The organism is Klebsiella sp. 1SOBk5mer (genome assembly GCF_046603115.1).
Taxonomy (GTDB): Bacteria; Pseudomonadota; Gammaproteobacteria; order Enterobacterales; family Enterobacteriaceae; genus Klebsiella; species Klebsiella quasipneumoniae.
Window position 1 is genome coordinate 41,410 of sequence record NZ_JBKIUU010000003.1, and the last position, 13,959, is coordinate 55,368.

At 61.4% G+C, this 13,959-nt stretch carries 16 protein-coding genes; 7 read left to right on the forward strand and 9 right to left on the reverse strand.

The genetic code is table 11. From position 1 onward, the window contains the following. Positions 1-126 precede the first annotated feature (126 nt). Together ACLH1U_RS08985 and ACLH1U_RS08990 are read left to right on the forward strand one after the other, a co-directional pair. On the forward strand, positions 127-741 hold the full coding sequence (locus ACLH1U_RS08985) for a YitT family protein (protein ID WP_004176405.1): 615 nt from the start codon (positions 127-129) through the stop codon (positions 739-741). Positions 742-779: 38 nt separating this feature from the next. Continuing rightward, complete coding sequence (locus tag ACLH1U_RS08990) at positions 780-1,979, forward strand: amino acid aminotransferase (protein ID WP_032452610.1); 1,200 nt, start codon at positions 780-782, stop codon at positions 1,977-1,979. A gap of 44 nt (positions 1,980-2,023) precedes the next feature. On the opposite strand, the gene ACLH1U_RS08995 is transcribed toward ACLH1U_RS08990, so the two are convergent. From ACLH1U_RS08995 to ACLH1U_RS09005, 3 genes are read right to left on the reverse strand one after another with little or no spacing between them, the layout of a single operon-like run. Beyond that, the gene (locus ACLH1U_RS08995) at positions 2,024-2,692 is read right to left on the reverse strand and encodes a methionine ABC transporter permease (protein ID WP_044522560.1); all 669 of its coding nucleotides are present in this window, start codon (positions 2,690-2,692) and stop codon (positions 2,024-2,026) included. Beyond that, a complete protein-coding gene (locus ACLH1U_RS09000) occupies positions 2,685-3,698 on the reverse strand; it encodes a methionine ABC transporter ATP-binding protein (protein WP_032452622.1) in 1,014 nt (337 codons plus the stop codon). Before ACLH1U_RS09000 ends, ACLH1U_RS08995 begins: the two co-directional genes overlap by 8 nt. Positions 3,699-3,706: 8 nt before the next feature. Next, positions 3,707-4,510, reverse strand: a complete 804-nt coding sequence (locus tag ACLH1U_RS09005; protein ID WP_105491385.1) for a MetQ/NlpA family ABC transporter substrate-binding protein — start codon at positions 4,508-4,510, stop codon at positions 3,707-3,709. 220 nt (positions 4,511-4,730) lie between these two features. Between ACLH1U_RS09005 and ACLH1U_RS09010 the strand changes: the two genes are divergently transcribed. Further along, positions 4,731-5,906, forward strand: coding sequence for an aminotransferase class I/II-fold pyridoxal phosphate-dependent enzyme (locus ACLH1U_RS09010; protein WP_087827673.1), 1,176 nt, complete (start codon positions 4,731-4,733; stop codon positions 5,904-5,906). A gap of 19 nt (positions 5,907-5,925) precedes the next feature. Here ACLH1U_RS09010 and ACLH1U_RS09015 read toward each other — a convergent pair whose 3' ends face one another. From ACLH1U_RS09015 to ACLH1U_RS09025, 3 genes are all read right to left on the reverse strand, one after another. Then, positions 5,926-6,285 carry a hypothetical protein gene (locus tag ACLH1U_RS09015; protein WP_023318077.1) on the reverse strand — a complete coding sequence of 120 codons (360 nt, stop codon included), beginning with the start codon at positions 6,283-6,285 and terminating at the stop codon, positions 5,926-5,928. Between the two features lie 206 nt (positions 6,286-6,491). After that, positions 6,492-7,403, reverse strand: a complete 912-nt coding sequence (locus ACLH1U_RS09020) for an NmrA/HSCARG family protein (protein WP_064154716.1) — start codon at positions 7,401-7,403, stop codon at positions 6,492-6,494. After that, on the reverse strand, positions 7,403-8,266 hold the full coding sequence (locus ACLH1U_RS09025; RefSeq protein WP_180812803.1) for an MBL fold metallo-hydrolase: 864 nt from the start codon (positions 8,264-8,266) through the stop codon (positions 7,403-7,405). The genes ACLH1U_RS09020 and ACLH1U_RS09025 overlap by 1 nt, the downstream gene beginning before the upstream one ends. An 87-nt stretch (positions 8,267-8,353) precedes the next feature. Between ACLH1U_RS09025 and ACLH1U_RS09030 the strand changes: the two genes are divergently transcribed. Further along, a complete protein-coding gene (locus tag ACLH1U_RS09030) occupies positions 8,354-9,277 on the forward strand; it encodes a LysR family transcriptional regulator (RefSeq protein ID WP_085550780.1) in 924 nt (307 codons plus the stop codon). A gap of 21 nt (positions 9,278-9,298) precedes the next feature. On the opposite strand, the gene ACLH1U_RS09035 is transcribed toward ACLH1U_RS09030, so the two are convergent. Next, positions 9,299-10,204 (reverse strand): LysR family transcriptional regulator, encoded by a 906-nt coding sequence (locus tag ACLH1U_RS09035; protein ID WP_072420316.1) that lies wholly within the window; start codon positions 10,202-10,204, stop codon positions 9,299-9,301. A gap of 138 nt (positions 10,205-10,342) precedes the next feature. Here ACLH1U_RS09035 and ACLH1U_RS09040 point away from each other — a divergent pair, with 138 nt between their 5' ends. Next, complete coding sequence (locus tag ACLH1U_RS09040) at positions 10,343-11,272, forward strand: aromatic alcohol reductase (RefSeq protein WP_236948095.1); 930 nt, start codon at positions 10,343-10,345, stop codon at positions 11,270-11,272. Between the two features lie 25 nt (positions 11,273-11,297). Then, entirely contained in the window at positions 11,298-11,504 is a 207-nt protein-coding gene (locus ACLH1U_RS09045; protein ID WP_368764397.1) for a DUF1471 domain-containing protein, read from the forward strand. 50 nt (positions 11,505-11,554) lie between these two features. Here the strand turns inward: ACLH1U_RS09045 and ACLH1U_RS09050 are convergent, their stop codons facing one another. Next, on the reverse strand, positions 11,555-12,433 hold the full coding sequence (locus ACLH1U_RS09050; RefSeq protein WP_032452601.1) for an AraC family transcriptional regulator: 879 nt from the start codon (positions 12,431-12,433) through the stop codon (positions 11,555-11,557). A gap of 158 nt (positions 12,434-12,591) precedes the next feature. On the opposite strand from ACLH1U_RS09050, the gene ACLH1U_RS09055 reads away from it, so the two are divergent. Beyond that, a complete protein-coding gene (locus tag ACLH1U_RS09055) occupies positions 12,592-13,347 on the forward strand; it encodes an SDR family NAD(P)-dependent oxidoreductase (RefSeq protein ID WP_032452600.1) in 756 nt (251 codons plus the stop codon). A gap of 4 nt (positions 13,348-13,351) precedes the next feature. Here the strand turns inward: ACLH1U_RS09055 and ACLH1U_RS09060 are convergent, their stop codons facing one another. Further along, positions 13,352-13,846 (reverse strand): hypothetical protein, encoded by a 495-nt coding sequence (locus ACLH1U_RS09060; RefSeq protein ID WP_085550777.1) that lies wholly within the window; start codon positions 13,844-13,846, stop codon positions 13,352-13,354. Between the last annotated feature and the right edge of the window lie 113 nt (positions 13,847-13,959).

Consider the following 13,959-nt stretch of genomic DNA (forward strand, 5'->3'; position numbering starts at 1 on the left):
AACAGAACAACAGGTTAGGCTAATCCACGGCTATTTTTTCCGCAACCAATCGCCCGGGCCCGCTCCTCTGGTGCGATTTTTGCAAACAAGAGCTTATCCTTGTTAACGAAAAGATAGTGCTTATTTATGGATAACGTCCTTTCCCCTGAAAAACTGACCCACACCTGGCTGGAGGATGCCCTGGCGCTGCTGTTCGGCACGCTGATGATCTCCTTTGGCATTATCCTGTTTCGCCAGGCCGGCGCCCTGACCGGCGGGACGGCAGGCATGGCCTTTCTGATCCACTACGCCACCCACCTGCCGTTCGGCGTGGTTTTCTTCGCCATTAACCTGCCCTTCTACTGGCTCTCCGTCCGGCGGATGGGCGCCGCCTTCACGCTGAAAACCTTCTGCGCGGTCGGACTGGTGTCGCTGTTCTCCGACCTGCACGGCTACTTTATCCATGTCGATCGCCTGAACCCCTATTACGCCACCCTCTTCGGCAACATCATGGTCGGTATCGGCTTTGTGGTGCTGTTCCGCCATAAAGCGAGCCTCGGCGGCGTCAATATTCTGGCCCTCTATCTGCAGGATAAAAGCGGCATCCGCGCCGGTAAATTCCAGATGGTGGTGGACGCCTGCATCGTCACTGCCTCGCTGTGGGTGGTTAGCCTGCCGATGCTGCTGGTCTCTGTCCTCGGCGCCGTGATTTTGAATTCGATTATCGCCATGAACCACCGCCCGGGACGCTACGCGGTGTAATGGCTTCACCTTTAACGGTCATTTCAGGAGTAACCACTGTGTTCCAGAACGTTGACGCCTACGCGGGCGATCCTATCCTGTCGCTGATGGAAGCCTTTCAACAGGATCCCCGGGCAGACAAAGTTAACCTTAGCATCGGGTTGTACTATAACGAGCAGGCCATCATTCCTCAGCTGGAGGCGGTCCGTCAGGCCGCTGACCGGCTGCAGAGCCAGTTGCACAAGGCCAGCCTCTATCTGCCGATGGAGGGACTGGCTCCCTATCGCCGCGCGGTCCAGACGCTGCTGTTTGGCGAACACCATCCGGCGTTGCGTGCCGGACGCATCGCCACCATCCAGACGCTGGGCGGCTCCGGCGCGCTGAAGGTGGGTGCTGATTTCCTCAAGCGCTACTTCCCCGACTCCGCGGTCTGGGTCAGCGATCCAACCTGGGAGAACCATGTGGCCATCTTTGCCGGGGCGGGTTTCGAGGTGCATACCTATCCCTGGTTCGACAGCGCCACCCGTGGGGTCAATTTCCCCGCTATGCTTGCCGCCCTCCAGCAGCTCCCGCCGCGCAGCATCGTGCTGCTCCATCCTTGCTGTCATAATCCGACGGGGGCCGATCTCGCCCCCGAGCAGTGGGATCGGGTGATTGAGGTGTTGATCGCCCGGGAGCTGATCCCGTTCCTCGATATTGCCTACCAGGGTTTTGGCCGCGGGCTGGATGAAGATGCCTATGCCATACGCGCCATCGCCAGCGCCGGGCTGACGGCGCTGGTCAGCAACTCGTTCTCGAAGATTTTTTCACTGTACGGCGAGCGTGTCGGCGGCCTGTCGGTGGTCTGTGACAACGCCGATGCCGCCGGGCGCGTGCTGGGCCAGTTGAAAGCTACCGTACGCCGCAACTACTCCAGCCCGCCGGGGTTTGGCGCCCAGGTGGTGTCGCAGGTGCTCAACGATCCCGAGCTGAATGCCCTGTGGCAGGGTGAAGTGGAGGCCATGCGCACCCGCATCAGCGCGATGCGCGTCGCGCTGGTGAAGGCTCTGCAGGCAGCCCTGCCGGCGGTGGATTTTTCCTATCTGCTGACCCAGCGCGGCATGTTCAGTTACACCGGCTTTAGCGCCGATCAGGTAGACGTTCTGCGTGAAGAGCATGGCATCTATCTGATTGCCAGCGGTCGCGTCTGCGTGGCCGGGCTCAACCACGGCAATATTGCGCGGGTAGCCAGCGCCTTCGCCGCGGTCTGCGCACGCTGATCCGCTTTCCCGCTGGCCGGGGCAACCCCGGCGCGGTATAGCAGTTATTCGCGACGCAGTCGGCGAGCCAGGCGGGTGCCCAGCGTCTGAATAAGCTGGACAATAACAATCAGCACCAGGGCGGTGGTGAGGGTAGCAAAGGCGTCGAAACGCTGATAGCCGTAGGTGATCGCCAGGTCGCCGATCCCGCCGCCGCCCACCGTTCCCGCCATGGCGGTCGCGCCAAGCAGACCGATGGTCGCGGTGGTAAGGGCCAGAATCAACGACGCCGCCGCCTCCGGCAGCATGAAATGCCAGACGGTCTGCAGAGGGGTAGCGCCCATGGCGTCTGCGGCCTCAAGGATCCCCTCGTCCACCTCCAGCAGCGAGCTCTCCACCAGCCGGGCAATATAGGGGGCGACAAAAACGATCAGCGGCACGATGGCCCCCGCGGTGCCGATAGTCGTGCCCACCAGCAGCCTGGTGAAGGGCAGGATCACAATCAGCAAAATGATAAACGGCAGCGAGCGCAGCACGTTAATCAGCGGATTCAGCGCCTGATGCACCACCGGGTTGGCCACGATGCCGCCAGGACGGCAAACCACCAGCACAATTCCCAGCGGGACGCCAAGCAGCGCGCCAAAGCCCAGTGAGATGGCGACCATGATCAGGGTATCATGCAGCGCCAGCAGAAACTGCTCGCCGGTAATGGCGGTATCAATTAGATCAAACATGGATGATTTTCACTCCTGCGTCGGCCAGATGGGTGATGGCGCGTTCGGTTTCGTCAGGCTCGCCGAGGAGTTGCACAATCATAAATCCCAGTATCCGGCCCTGAACTTCGGACATGCTGGCAAACAGGATATTCACCTCGACAGCATACTCGCGGATCAGGCGGTTAATGATCGGCTGCCGGGCCGTCGCGCCGATAAATTCGAGGCGTAAAGCCCGGGCGCCGTTGTCGCGTTGCAGGAGCGACGCCACCCGCTGCGGCAGACGATCGTGCACCACCGACTGCACGAAACTGGCGGTGACCGGATGCTGCGGCTGGGCAAAGAGATCGAAAACCGTCCCCTGCTCAACAATGCGCCCGGCCTGCATCACCGCCACCTTGTGACAGATTTTCTGGATCACTGACATTTCATGCGTAATCAGCACAATGGTGATGCCATAGCGGCGATTAATCTCCTGCAGCAGCAATAAGATCTGTACCGTGGTATGGGGGTCGAGCGCCGAGGTGGCTTCATCGCACAGCAGCACCGACGGGTTAGTGGCCAGCGCCCGGGCGATACCGACCCGCTGCTTTTGCCCTCCCGACAGCTCATTCGGGTAACTGTGCATTTTGTCGCTCAGGTCGACAAACGCCAGCAGCTCCGCAACCCGCGCCTGGATAAAGGCCTTGTCGCGTCCCTGCAAAATAAGCGGGATAGCGATGTTATGAAATACCGTTTTCGAATTCAGCAGATTAAAATTCTGAAAGATCATGCCGATATCTTTTTTGATCGCCTGCAGGCGCTGGCCGCTGCAGTCCTGGAGCGACTCACCGTTCAACACCACCTCGCCCTCACCCGGCGTTTCCAGACGATTAATCAGCCGCAATAAGGTGCTTTTCCCTGCCCCGCTGTAGCCAATAATGCCGAAAATATCGCCCCGGTCGATACTGAGATTAATATCCTGCAGGGCCAGAACCGGATGCCCTTTTCTGTTAAAGGTTTTACTGACATGGCGAAATTCTATCATCGCGTTATTCATTTTAAATAATCAGGCAGCAGGTAACCATCATACTGCGGATGGCTGAGAATATATTTTTTGAAATCGGCAGAGTGATAGCCGTCGATGATATCTTTGGCAAACTGCGCCTTCTGATTTTTACCGGCAACGGTCACAACGTTAATAAAATGGCTGGTGGCGGCCTCCAGCTTTAATGCCGAGGTAAGCGCCATGCCGCTGGAGACGGCGAAATTACCCTGAATCAGGCCATAGTCGACGTCCGGCAGCGCGCGAACCTGCTGGGCATTGTCCATCTCCTTAAGCACGATGTTATAGGGGTTGGCAACGATATTGCGCTGCGAAAAGGTGGCGGGATCGCTGTCCGGTTTAATCTTCACCCAGCCGAGGCTTTCCAGCACCAGAACCGCGCGATATTCGTTCGACGGCTGGTTTGGCACCGACACCACCGTGCCGGCTGCCGGGGTGCCCAGGGTCCTCAGCTTGCCGCCGTACAGACCCATCGGCGGCGTGGGTACCTGCACAATGCCGACGTTATCGGTCCCCAGTCGCTCATTGATCGCTTTCAGGTATACCGGATGCTGCATAATATTCGCTTCGATATCGCCGCGAGCTACCGCGTCATTGACCTGAATACCGTCGCTGAAATCTTTATATTCGATTTTATATCCTTTACTCAATAAATAGGGGGCGACCCCTTTTTCAAACTGCTCTTTATACGGCCCGGGGTTAAAGCCGATACGAATAATTTGATCGGCGGTGGCGTAAAAGGAGGTGGCGGATAACAGGGCGAGCGTCACTCCGAACGCAACTGACTTGTTCATAAGGTATTTTCCTGGAAGGTTGGCGATATCGAGCGATTAAATCACAGCCGAAAGCGGGTTGTAAGCCAGAACGCCGGATTTCCTTTTGCTTATTCCACATAAACTTTTGCCATCCCGACATATCCTAAAAACAATAATCCTTTGCATATATTGTTATTTAGCCAGGCGCAATAAATCCCTTAAAGATGGCAGATTATTGATAACGTAAACCGGGAAAATTATGCCTGATTTCGCTGCTTCACCGCTGGTGGACGCCCTGGAAGAGAATCTGTTCAGCCTGCTGGAAAAACTGGCCGCGGAGGTCAACACCGACGCGCTGCCGTTGATCGACCTCTCCAGCGGCAGTCCGGATCAGCCCACGCCGCCGGAAGTGATTGACTCGCTGCAGAGCGCCATTCATCGTCGTGAAAACCATGGCTACCCGTCGTTCTGGGGCAAGCCGCAGGTCCGCGAAGCGATCGCCCATTTTTATCGCCGCCAGTATGATGTGGAACTCGATCCGCACAGCGAAGTCGCGGTATTTCAGGGCTCGCATATCGGTATTGGCGGCATCCCGCGGGCGCTGCTCCGTCCCGGACAATACCTCATCTCCACCGATCCCTGCTATCCCATTTACCGCTCAGCGGCGCTGCAGTCCCAGGCGGCGTTTTATGGCCTGCCGCTCAGGGCTGAGAACCACTTCCTGCCGGATTTTAACGACCTCCCCCGGGAGGTGGCTGACCAGGCCGGGCTGGTGGTGCTTAACTATCCGCATAACCCCACCGGCGCCCTCGCCACGCCGGCGCTGTTCGCCAGCGCCCTGCAGTTTGCCCGCCGTCACCAGGTGCCGATCCTGCACGATTTTGCCTATGCGGCCATCGGCAGCGCGGCCAGCGATGCGCCGCTGAGCCTTTTCTCTCAGCCCGGCGCGAAAGCGTGGGGAGTGGAGACCTACACCTTCTCCAAGACCTTTAATATGGCCGGCTGGCGCTTCGGCTTCGCGGTCGGCAACGCCTCGATTATCCGGGCGTTTAAAAAACTGCACACCCACAGCTACAGCACGGTGTTTGGCGCCATTCAGGATGCAGCGATCGCCGCGCTCAGCCTGCCGGCAGAACGGATTGCGCAGCTGACGGCGGTGTATCATCAGCGCCGGGAGTGGGTTCTGCGTCGACTGGCCGCACTGCGCTGGCCGGTTCGTGCCGCACAAGGTACTTTCTTCCTCTGGCTGAGCGTGCCGCCCGGGTACCGTTCACAGGAGTTTGCCCGCCTGCTGCTGCAGGAGGCGCATATTCTGGTGGCGCCAGGCACTGGTTTTGGCGATGGGGGTGAAGGGTTTATTCGCATCAGTCTGACGGCTGGGGACGACGCGCTGCGCAAGGCGCTGGACCGTCTCGCCCGGCTGGCGCTGTTTTAGCGCCCGCCTCGCGGAGTCGTTACACCTTCAGGTAGCCCGCCATGCGTTGAATACGCGCGGCGGAATAGTCATAGCAGGCGCTGGCGGGTTTACCCAGTACGCGATATTTGGCGCCATTGTAAAAGGCGGTCTTATTTTCCTCTTCCAGAAAGCGCCGGGAGACGGTGTCGCTGAAAATACGGTCGCCATCCGACTGCGGCTGATAGCGGCTGGATTTGACGCTCTCCCACGCCACGCCGATCGGCTTATGGTCATAGCCGGTCATACAGAACAGCCGGTTGGAGGCCAGCAGATCGGCCTCGATGGTTTTAAATTCCGCCGCCGTAGCGGCACAGGTCATGCTTAACAGGCAGGCCGAAGCCCATCGGTAAATTGTCATTATTCAGGCGATCCCAGAGAGTTTCCTCCATTCTAAGCGGCTGAAAATTCTGGACGTTCACTTTCACCTATCGTTGCCAGCAAAAACCGCAAAATAATTTACACTCAGACTCCTCGTGCGTTGTCTTAACGACCTGCAGGCCTTCCCTGCGCAGCTCATCCGCCGGGCCAGATACCGAGACGCCGGCGGGAAGGATATAGCCGTCTTTAACGATTAAACGCCCAGCGGGTCCCGCTGGTCAGCGCCCGCTCGAAGGCGGGACGGCCGGGGCCCGCCAGCCAGCCGGCGAAGGTGTGCAGCTGCGGGTGCAGCTGGCGCAGGGCGTCGAGGTCGGCGTGCCCCGCCAGCCGCCCGTCGTCCACCAGCCCGGTCAGCTTGTGCAGAAAAGGGCTGGCGGCCAGCACCTCGTCGGAAAATCGCGAATAGGGGATCGGCCGTCCCGCCGCCGCGGAGAATAACGCCTCGAGCTGACGACCGGTCACGCTGTCGCTGGCGATCTCGAACGTCTTGCCGGCAAACCGCGCCGGCGCGGCAAAAATCGCTGCGACAAGCTGGCCGATATCCTCCACCGCCAGCACCTGCATCCTCCCCTCCGGCAGCATAAAAAAGTGAAAATGACCTTCATCAAGGCCAAAACCGGGCATCACCAGCAGCTCCATAAAGGTGGCGGGCCGCACGATGGTCGCCGCCAGCGGCAGGCGGCGGATATGCCGCTCAATCGCCGCTTTGGTGTCATAATGCGCTACGCCGGTCGGCGTCTCCCCCGCCGCGCTGCCGGAGCTGTACACCAGATGCTTCACCCCGCACTCGACGGCAAGGTCGGCGATGGTTATCCCGTAGCGCACCTCCTGCTCATCGGTTACCGTCCCGCCCGGCGAGCTGGGCTGCACGCTGAAGACGCCGTCGACCCCGGCCATCGCCGCCCGCATTGCCGCCCGGTCTTCAAAGGCGCCCACGACCAGCTCGGCTCCCCGCGCCGCCAGCGCGACAGCCCCGGCGGAGAAAGGATCCCTGACCAGCGCCCGCACTCGCCAGCCGCGGTGCAGCAGCGCCCGCGCCACCGAGCCGCCCTGCTGGCCGGTGGCGCCAAAAACCAATACGCTCTGGGCATTATTCATCACCGTTCCCCCTCGTCAGCAGATCGTTCTCCGGCGTCTCGCCAGCGATACTCCCCTGGCCTGTCCTCCTCCAGCCAACCGCAGGAGGGTCCGGCGAAATGCCCGGTGAACCATTGGGCATGATGGCTTGCGCACCACGCCATCATCTCGCGTCGCGAGCGTTCCGCCTGCCGGGGATCGCCGCAGAACGCCGAGCTCCAGTGCGGATGGGTAAACTGGCGCGGGGAATGCAGAAGATCGCCTGAGAAACAGGCGTAGTCATCGCCAGAGGAGAGGATCAGCGCGGCATGGTCCGGACTGTGGCCGGGGGTAGGGATAAAGGCGATCCGCCCGCCGACCCGCGGCCTGGCCGCCACATCCACGGTCTCCAGCTGGCCAGCCTCGATCACCGGCAGCAGGCTGTCGAGCCACAGCGCCCGGTAGCGTTCGCTGTTCTTCACCCGCGTGAGCTCTTTTGCCGAACACAGGTAGCGCGCGTTGGGAAACAGCGGCGCCCAGCGATCGTCCCGCCAGACGGTATTCCATCCGACATGGTCGGTATGCAGGTGGGTCAGTAACACCAGGGTCACCTCCTCCGGGTTCACTCCCGCGGCGCGGAGATTCTCCAGATAGGGCGTATTAAGTTGATGATAGAGCGGATTGCCGCCGCGCTCCCGACCATTGCCGGTGGCGGTATCGATAACGATCAGATCGTGGGGAGTCTGTACCACCCAGCTGTGGATTGACAGCGCGATTGGCTGATTATCGGCGTCCGCCTCCGTCGCAGGGAACGCCGCGGGATAGAGCGCCGCCGGCTGCAGGCTAATCTCACGCTCCGGCACTTTGAATATCAGGCTGTCGCCTGTCTGGTAAGTTTGCATCACTCCCTCCGCGCGCATTGCGCTGGTTGATTTACCGGGGTGATATTCACTATGCTGCCGGGATAACCCACATTCAAATTGATTATCATAATGAAGAAAATCATTGAAAATGATTTTAGTCGTATCGATCTGAATTTGTTGACGGTCTTGATGGTGCTGTACCGCGAAGCCAGCGTTACCCGCACCGCAGAGGCGCTGCATCTTGGCCAACCGGCCATCAGCGGGGCGCTGAAACGGCTGCGCGAGATGTTTGACGATCCGCTGTTCGTGCGCAGCGCCAGAGGCATGCTGCCGACCCCGCGGGCGCAAGCGCTGATGACCGAGCTGCAGCCGCTGATGGAGCATCTGCATTCGGCAATGTTTGGCGCCGGGGAGTTTTCCCCCGCCAGCGCGCAGCAGCTTTTCCGCGTCGGTCTCAGCGACTGGAGCGAACACTGGCTGATGCCGCAGCTGTTACCCGGACTGATGCAGGAGGCGCCCGGGGTGTCGCTCCAGACACTCGCCGCCGACCCCTTCCAGGTACGCCAGCTGCTGGAGGCGGATCGCATTGATGTCGCGGTGTCCCTCAACAAGCAGAGCCGCGGGGAGATCGTCAGCGAACCGGTGATGAGCATGGGGGTGACCACCCTGTGGTCGCCGCAGCAGATCCCCTGCCGCGGGCCGTTGTCAGTGGGCGATTTCGTCGCCTGGGAGCATGTGATGGTGGCCTATCGCGAAACCGGCCACGGGGAAATAGACCGCCAGCTCGCCAGTCAGGGACTCGCGCGGCGCGTGCGCTTCGCCACGCAGAATTTCTCCACCTTTCCCCTCCTGCTGACCACCCTGCCGCTCTTCGCCACCGTCCCCCAGGGGCTGGCGCAACGCTGGCAGGCGCAGTATGCGCTGCGCGCGGGCGCCCCGCCGGTGGCCTACCCGGAATTTACGCTGTGTATACTGCGCCACAAACGCCGGGCGCGGGATCCGGCGCTGAACTGGCTGATAGCGAGGATAAAACAGGCCATGCGCGGACCATAGCGGTAGCGAATACCACCGTCATCAGGCCTCGCTGAGCGGGGGTTGCAGAACGCGCCTGCTCCAGTCGTAAAACGCGCGCACCGCCGGCGGCAGATAGCGGTTTTGCGGATAGACCAGCGACAGGGGAAGATCAGACGCGGCCTGCTCCAGACAGGCGACCAGCGCGCCGCTCTGCAGCCAGGGTTGCGCCAGATAGCTGGCGACGCGGATCAGGCCCAGCCCCTGAACGCCGGCCTGGATATAGGCATCGGTATCGTCGACCACCAGCGTCTCCTGCATGCGGATCGCGCAGTCGCCGTCATCGAGGGAGAAAAGCCAGTCGATGGTCCGCCCGGTACGGTGGTTCAGGTATCCCACCGCCCGGTGCTGGTGCAGATCGTCGATGCTCTGCGGCCGGCCGTGGGCCGCTATCCAGGCCGGCGAGGCGAGGACCATCCAGCGGTAGCGGGCCAGAGGGCGCGCCACCAGGGTGGTGGAATCTTCGATTTGCCCGGTACGGATCACGCAGTCGAATCCCTCCTGGATGATATCTTCCACGTTGTCGCTTGAGCAGAGGATCAGCTCCAGGTCGGGATACTGCTGCAGAAACTCGCCGATCCTCGGCAAAATGCAGTGCCGGGCGAGAGATTGCGGCATCCCCACCTTGAACCGCCCGGCGGGCTGCGCCGAGCGGCCGGGAAAGGAGGCTTCCATCGCCGTCATTTCGGCCAGCAGCCGTTTACACTCCTCGTAATACCGACGCCCCTCCGCCGTCACGCTGAGCTTACGGGTGGTGCGCTGAAGAAGCTGCGCCCCAAGCCAGGCTTCCAGCTCCTTCACTACCCGAGACACCGTTGAGCGCGGCTGCCCCAGCGCCTCCGCCGCCCGGGCGAAGCTGTGGGCATCCACAACCGCAACATACAACTGCATGGCATCCAGTCTGTCCATTTGGTGCTCTCCCGGTAGTTATTATCCCATTATGACGAACAGTCTAACCCGAAATCCTGTTCTTATCGAATGATGCCCTCCCCCCTACACTGAGCTTGTAGCCAGTGAATACAAGGCTTAACTGAGCAAGGAGTTAAAATGAAAACTGATGATATTAATCTTGAGGAAAAAGTATTAGTTCTGGGAGCGGGACAACTGGGGGCCGCCGTACTGGATGCGCTGGTGCCAGCGGTGATCCAGCGCCAGGGCGCGGTCTCGGTGATCGTCTCGCCGGCGGCCTGGGATGAAACCGGCCAGCTGCGTTCGGCCAGCCACCGGGCGCTGGCCGACGCCGGGGCCGCCTTTCTCGCCGTCGACATCGCCGGTAGTTCACTGGAGACCCTGACCGGGGCGTTTCGCGGGTACAGCACCGTGATTAACTGCATGGGCTTTGTCGCCGGTCCGGGGACGCAGCTGAAAATTACCCGCGCGGTGCTGGCCGCCGGAGTGCCTCGCTATTTTCCCTGGCAGTTTGGCGTCAATTACGATGTGGTCGGCAAAGGCAGCGGCCAGCCGGTCTGGGACGAGCAGTATGATGTCCGGACCCTGCTGCGCGCGCAGCAGGCCACGGAGTGGGTCATTGTCTCCACCGGCATGTTTACCAGCTTTCTCTTCGAGCCAGACTTCGATGTGGTGAATTTATCCACCCGAACCCTTCACGCCCTTGGCAGCTGGGACACCCAGGTGACCGTCACCTCGCCGGCGGATATTGGCCGCCTGACCACCGCGATTTATCTGCATCAGCCGCGGATCGTCAACGAGGTGACGTTTGTTGCCGGCGAAACGACCTCTTACCGGCAGCTGGCGGACACCGTGGAGCGCGTGACGCAGCAGACGTTCAGCAAAGCCGTTCACACCCTGCCCGCCCTGCTGGACCAGCTGCGGACAGACCCGGATAACGCCATGCTGCGCTATCGCGCCGCCTTCGCCCGGGGGGATGGCGTGTGGTGGCCGATGGGCGACACCTGGAATACCCGCCACCATCTGCCGACCCAGGACATTGCCGGCTGGCTGCAGGCCGCGCGCTGATTTTCTCTCACAGGACAGAATGACGATGAACAAGCTGATTCCACTGATCGTATTGAGTTGCCTGCTGCCGCTGGCGGTCAACGCCAGGACCCTCACCGCCACCGGCGATACCCTGGACCACGCGGAAAGCAAAATTCGCCAGCAGGCCGCCCGCGAGGGCGCAACCGCCTATCGGATCATTGAGGCGCGAATGGGTAATAACGTGCACATCACGGCGACACTCGACCACTGAACCACCGCTATCCGGCTCAGGGAGGAGCCGCCGCCAGCCCGCGCGCCAGATCAGGCGCTCATTCTTTCCCGTCGACGGTCGCGGCCCGGCGGCGCGCCGTACAGGCGAGCGTATTCCCGGGTGAACTGCGACACGCTGATATAGCCCACTTCGCCGGCCGCCTGCGCAATGCTCATCCCTTCCGCCAGCATCAGGCGGCGGGCGTGGATCAGGCGCAACTGCTTCTGAAACTGCAGCGGCGACAAGGTGGTCATGGCGCGGAAATGACGGTGAAAGACCGAAACGCTCATCCCGGCGGCGTCGGCCAGCGCGTCGACGCTGACTGGCTGCATAAAATCCCGGCGCAGCACCGCCACCGCCCGGCGGATCCGCGCCGAATGGCCGTCTGCGACGCCCAGCGCCCGGATGGCCGCCCCGTGAACACTCTGCAACAGCCAGTAATGCAGCTCCCGCCGCAGCCCTTCGCCTAACACCGCCAGCGCCCCCGGTTGATCAAACAGTCTTGCCAGCCGATAAGCGGCGTCCGTCACGTCGGCATTCATCGGTTCGATACCGACGCGGGGCGCCTCATCTCCCCCTGACGGCCCCACCTCCTGCAGCTCGCGCAGGATAGCCAGATCCAGCTCCAGCACCAGCGCGTAATAGGGAAAACGCTGGCTGGCCTCGGTGATCTGGCTGGTGGTGGGGACATCCGCGGCGATCACCATCGCCTCCCCCGGACCATAGTCGAAACTTGCCAGGCCGGTGGTCACGCTTTTGCGCCCCTGCAGCAGCATGGCCACCAGCGGCCTGGCGATGGCCGCCTGCAGATCGCCGGGGTGCAGGGCCCGCACCAGAGTGATGCCGGGAACCGGGGTAACCGCCACCCCGCTGCTATCGACATGAGCATCGGCATACCGGCGGCAGAGAGCGAAGAGTTCGTCGCGCATAAGATCCTTTCAGGCAAGTTTTAAAGCCTCAGTATGCGCTATTTCCCACCAGAAGAGAGGGTATTGAGAGGAATGGGCAAAAAATAACAAGGATTGGGCAACCCGGTCTGGTAGGCACCCCCTATTGTAAGGACTCCACACACCAGAGAGGATCGAACATGACTAAGATTGCACTTATCACCGGCGCCAACCGCGGCCTTGGCCGTCAGACCGCACTGGATATCGCCCGCCAGGGTGGGGACGTCATCGTCACCTGCCGCGGCAATATTGAACAGGCGGAAGCGGTGGTGGCCGACATTCACGCTCTCGGCCGCAAGGCCATCGCCCTGCCGCTGGATATGGCGCAGACCGCCAGCTTTCCGGCCTTCGCCGACAGCCTGCGCGCTGCGCTGGGCAGCGTCTGGGGACGGGACACCTTCGACCATCTGATCAATAACGCGGGACACGGCGAATTTGCCCCGCTGGCCGAAACGCGCGAGGCGCAGTTCGACGGGCTGTTTAACGTCCACGTTAAGGGGGTGTTTTTCCTCGTTCAAACCCTGCTGCCGCTGCTGGCTGACGGCGGACGGATCGTTAACTTCTCCTCCGGACTGACCCGCGTCTCTTATCCTGGCTTCTCCGCCTACGCCGCGGCCAAAGCGGCTGTGGAGATGCTGAGCGTATACATGGCCCGCGAGCTGGGCGGGCGCGGCATCACCGTCAATACCGTCGCCCCCGGCGCTATCGCCACCGACTTTGGCGGCGGACTGGTGCGGGACGACGCGGGGGTTAACGCGCAGTTTGCCGCGATGACGGCGCTGGGACGGGTGGGCGTTCCCGAGGATATTGGGCCGATGATCGCCAGCCTGCTGCGCGACGATAACCGCTGGGTGACCGCCCAGCGGATCGAGGTATCGGGCGGACAAACCATCTGACCAGTCAGGCCAGGCTGTCGATCGCCATAAAAAAGCGGTCTTCGGTGAGAATCTGTCGCGCCTCCGAGGGCTGGCGCGACTGACGGATCAACCAGCCGCCGTCCGGGGCCAGGCTCAGATAAAACACCTCCCGGGAGCCCGCCCCGCCAGGTGTCTCAAGGCTCAGGGTCACGACTCCCTTTTCCACGCCATCCCACAGCTGCTGCGGCACGATATTGACGCTGCGCTCGCCGTTTTGCAGGCGGAGAGTGGGGATATCGTAGCGGCAGATGCCGCTATTGAGGCTGTAGCCAAGGGTGCTCAGATCGTGGAGGTGGCGGGTCGAAACCACCACCTCGATGCCCGTTCCGTCAAACCACTGATTCACCTGCCGGGCGAGCGCCGCCATCTGCTGGCGAAACATGGCAATATCCGCGGCCGCCGCCCCATCGAAGGTGGTTGTCCGCGGCGGATTTTGCTGGTGCTGCAGTTTCTTAAAAAAACGCTCCCTCGCTGTCACGTTATCTCCCTGTGCTGTGATGAAACCGGTGAGGCTGGATGAGGATGGTTACCGCCAGTTCGCTGGTTAACGAAGATTACGGGCCAATCGCCACGATGGACCCGCCGCAGAAA

Bases quoted from the DNA above. Each gene is read 5' to 3' on its own strand.
- ACLH1U_RS08985 (WP_004176405.1), top strand. From the start codon at position 127: ATGGATAACGTCCTTTCCCCTGAAAAACTGACCCACACCTGGCTGGAG.
- ACLH1U_RS09050 (WP_032452601.1), bottom strand. From the start codon at position 12,433: ATGCGCGACGAACTCTTCGCTCTCTGCCGCCGGTATGCCGATGCTCAT.
- ACLH1U_RS09005 (WP_105491385.1), bottom strand. From the start codon at position 4,510: ATGAACAAGTCAGTTGCGTTCGGAGTGACGCTCGCCCTGTTATCCGCC.
- ACLH1U_RS09020 (WP_064154716.1), bottom strand. From the start codon at position 7,403: ATGAATAATGCCCAGAGCGTATTGGTTTTTGGCGCCACCGGCCAGCAG.
- ACLH1U_RS09040 (WP_236948095.1), top strand. From the start codon at position 10,343: ATGAAAACTGATGATATTAATCTTGAGGAAAAAGTATTAGTTCTGGGA.
- ACLH1U_RS09035 (WP_072420316.1), bottom strand. From the start codon at position 10,204: ATGGACAGACTGGATGCCATGCAGTTGTATGTTGCGGTTGTGGATGCC.
- ACLH1U_RS09055 (WP_032452600.1), top strand. From the start codon at position 12,592: ATGACTAAGATTGCACTTATCACCGGCGCCAACCGCGGCCTTGGCCGT.
- ACLH1U_RS09045 (WP_368764397.1), top strand. From the start codon at position 11,298: ATGAACAAGCTGATTCCACTGATCGTATTGAGTTGCCTGCTGCCGCTG.
- ACLH1U_RS08995 (WP_044522560.1), bottom strand. From the start codon at position 2,692: ATGTTTGATCTAATTGATACCGCCATTACCGGCGAGCAGTTTCTGCTG.
- ACLH1U_RS09015 (WP_023318077.1), bottom strand. From the start codon at position 6,285: ATGACAATTTACCGATGGGCTTCGGCCTGCCTGTTAAGCATGACCTGT.
- ACLH1U_RS09000 (WP_032452622.1), bottom strand. From the start codon at position 3,698: ATGATAGAATTTCGCCATGTCAGTAAAACCTTTAACAGAAAAGGGCAT.
- ACLH1U_RS09030 (WP_085550780.1), top strand. From the start codon at position 8,354: ATGAAGAAAATCATTGAAAATGATTTTAGTCGTATCGATCTGAATTTG.
- ACLH1U_RS09010 (WP_087827673.1), top strand. From the start codon at position 4,731: ATGCCTGATTTCGCTGCTTCACCGCTGGTGGACGCCCTGGAAGAGAAT.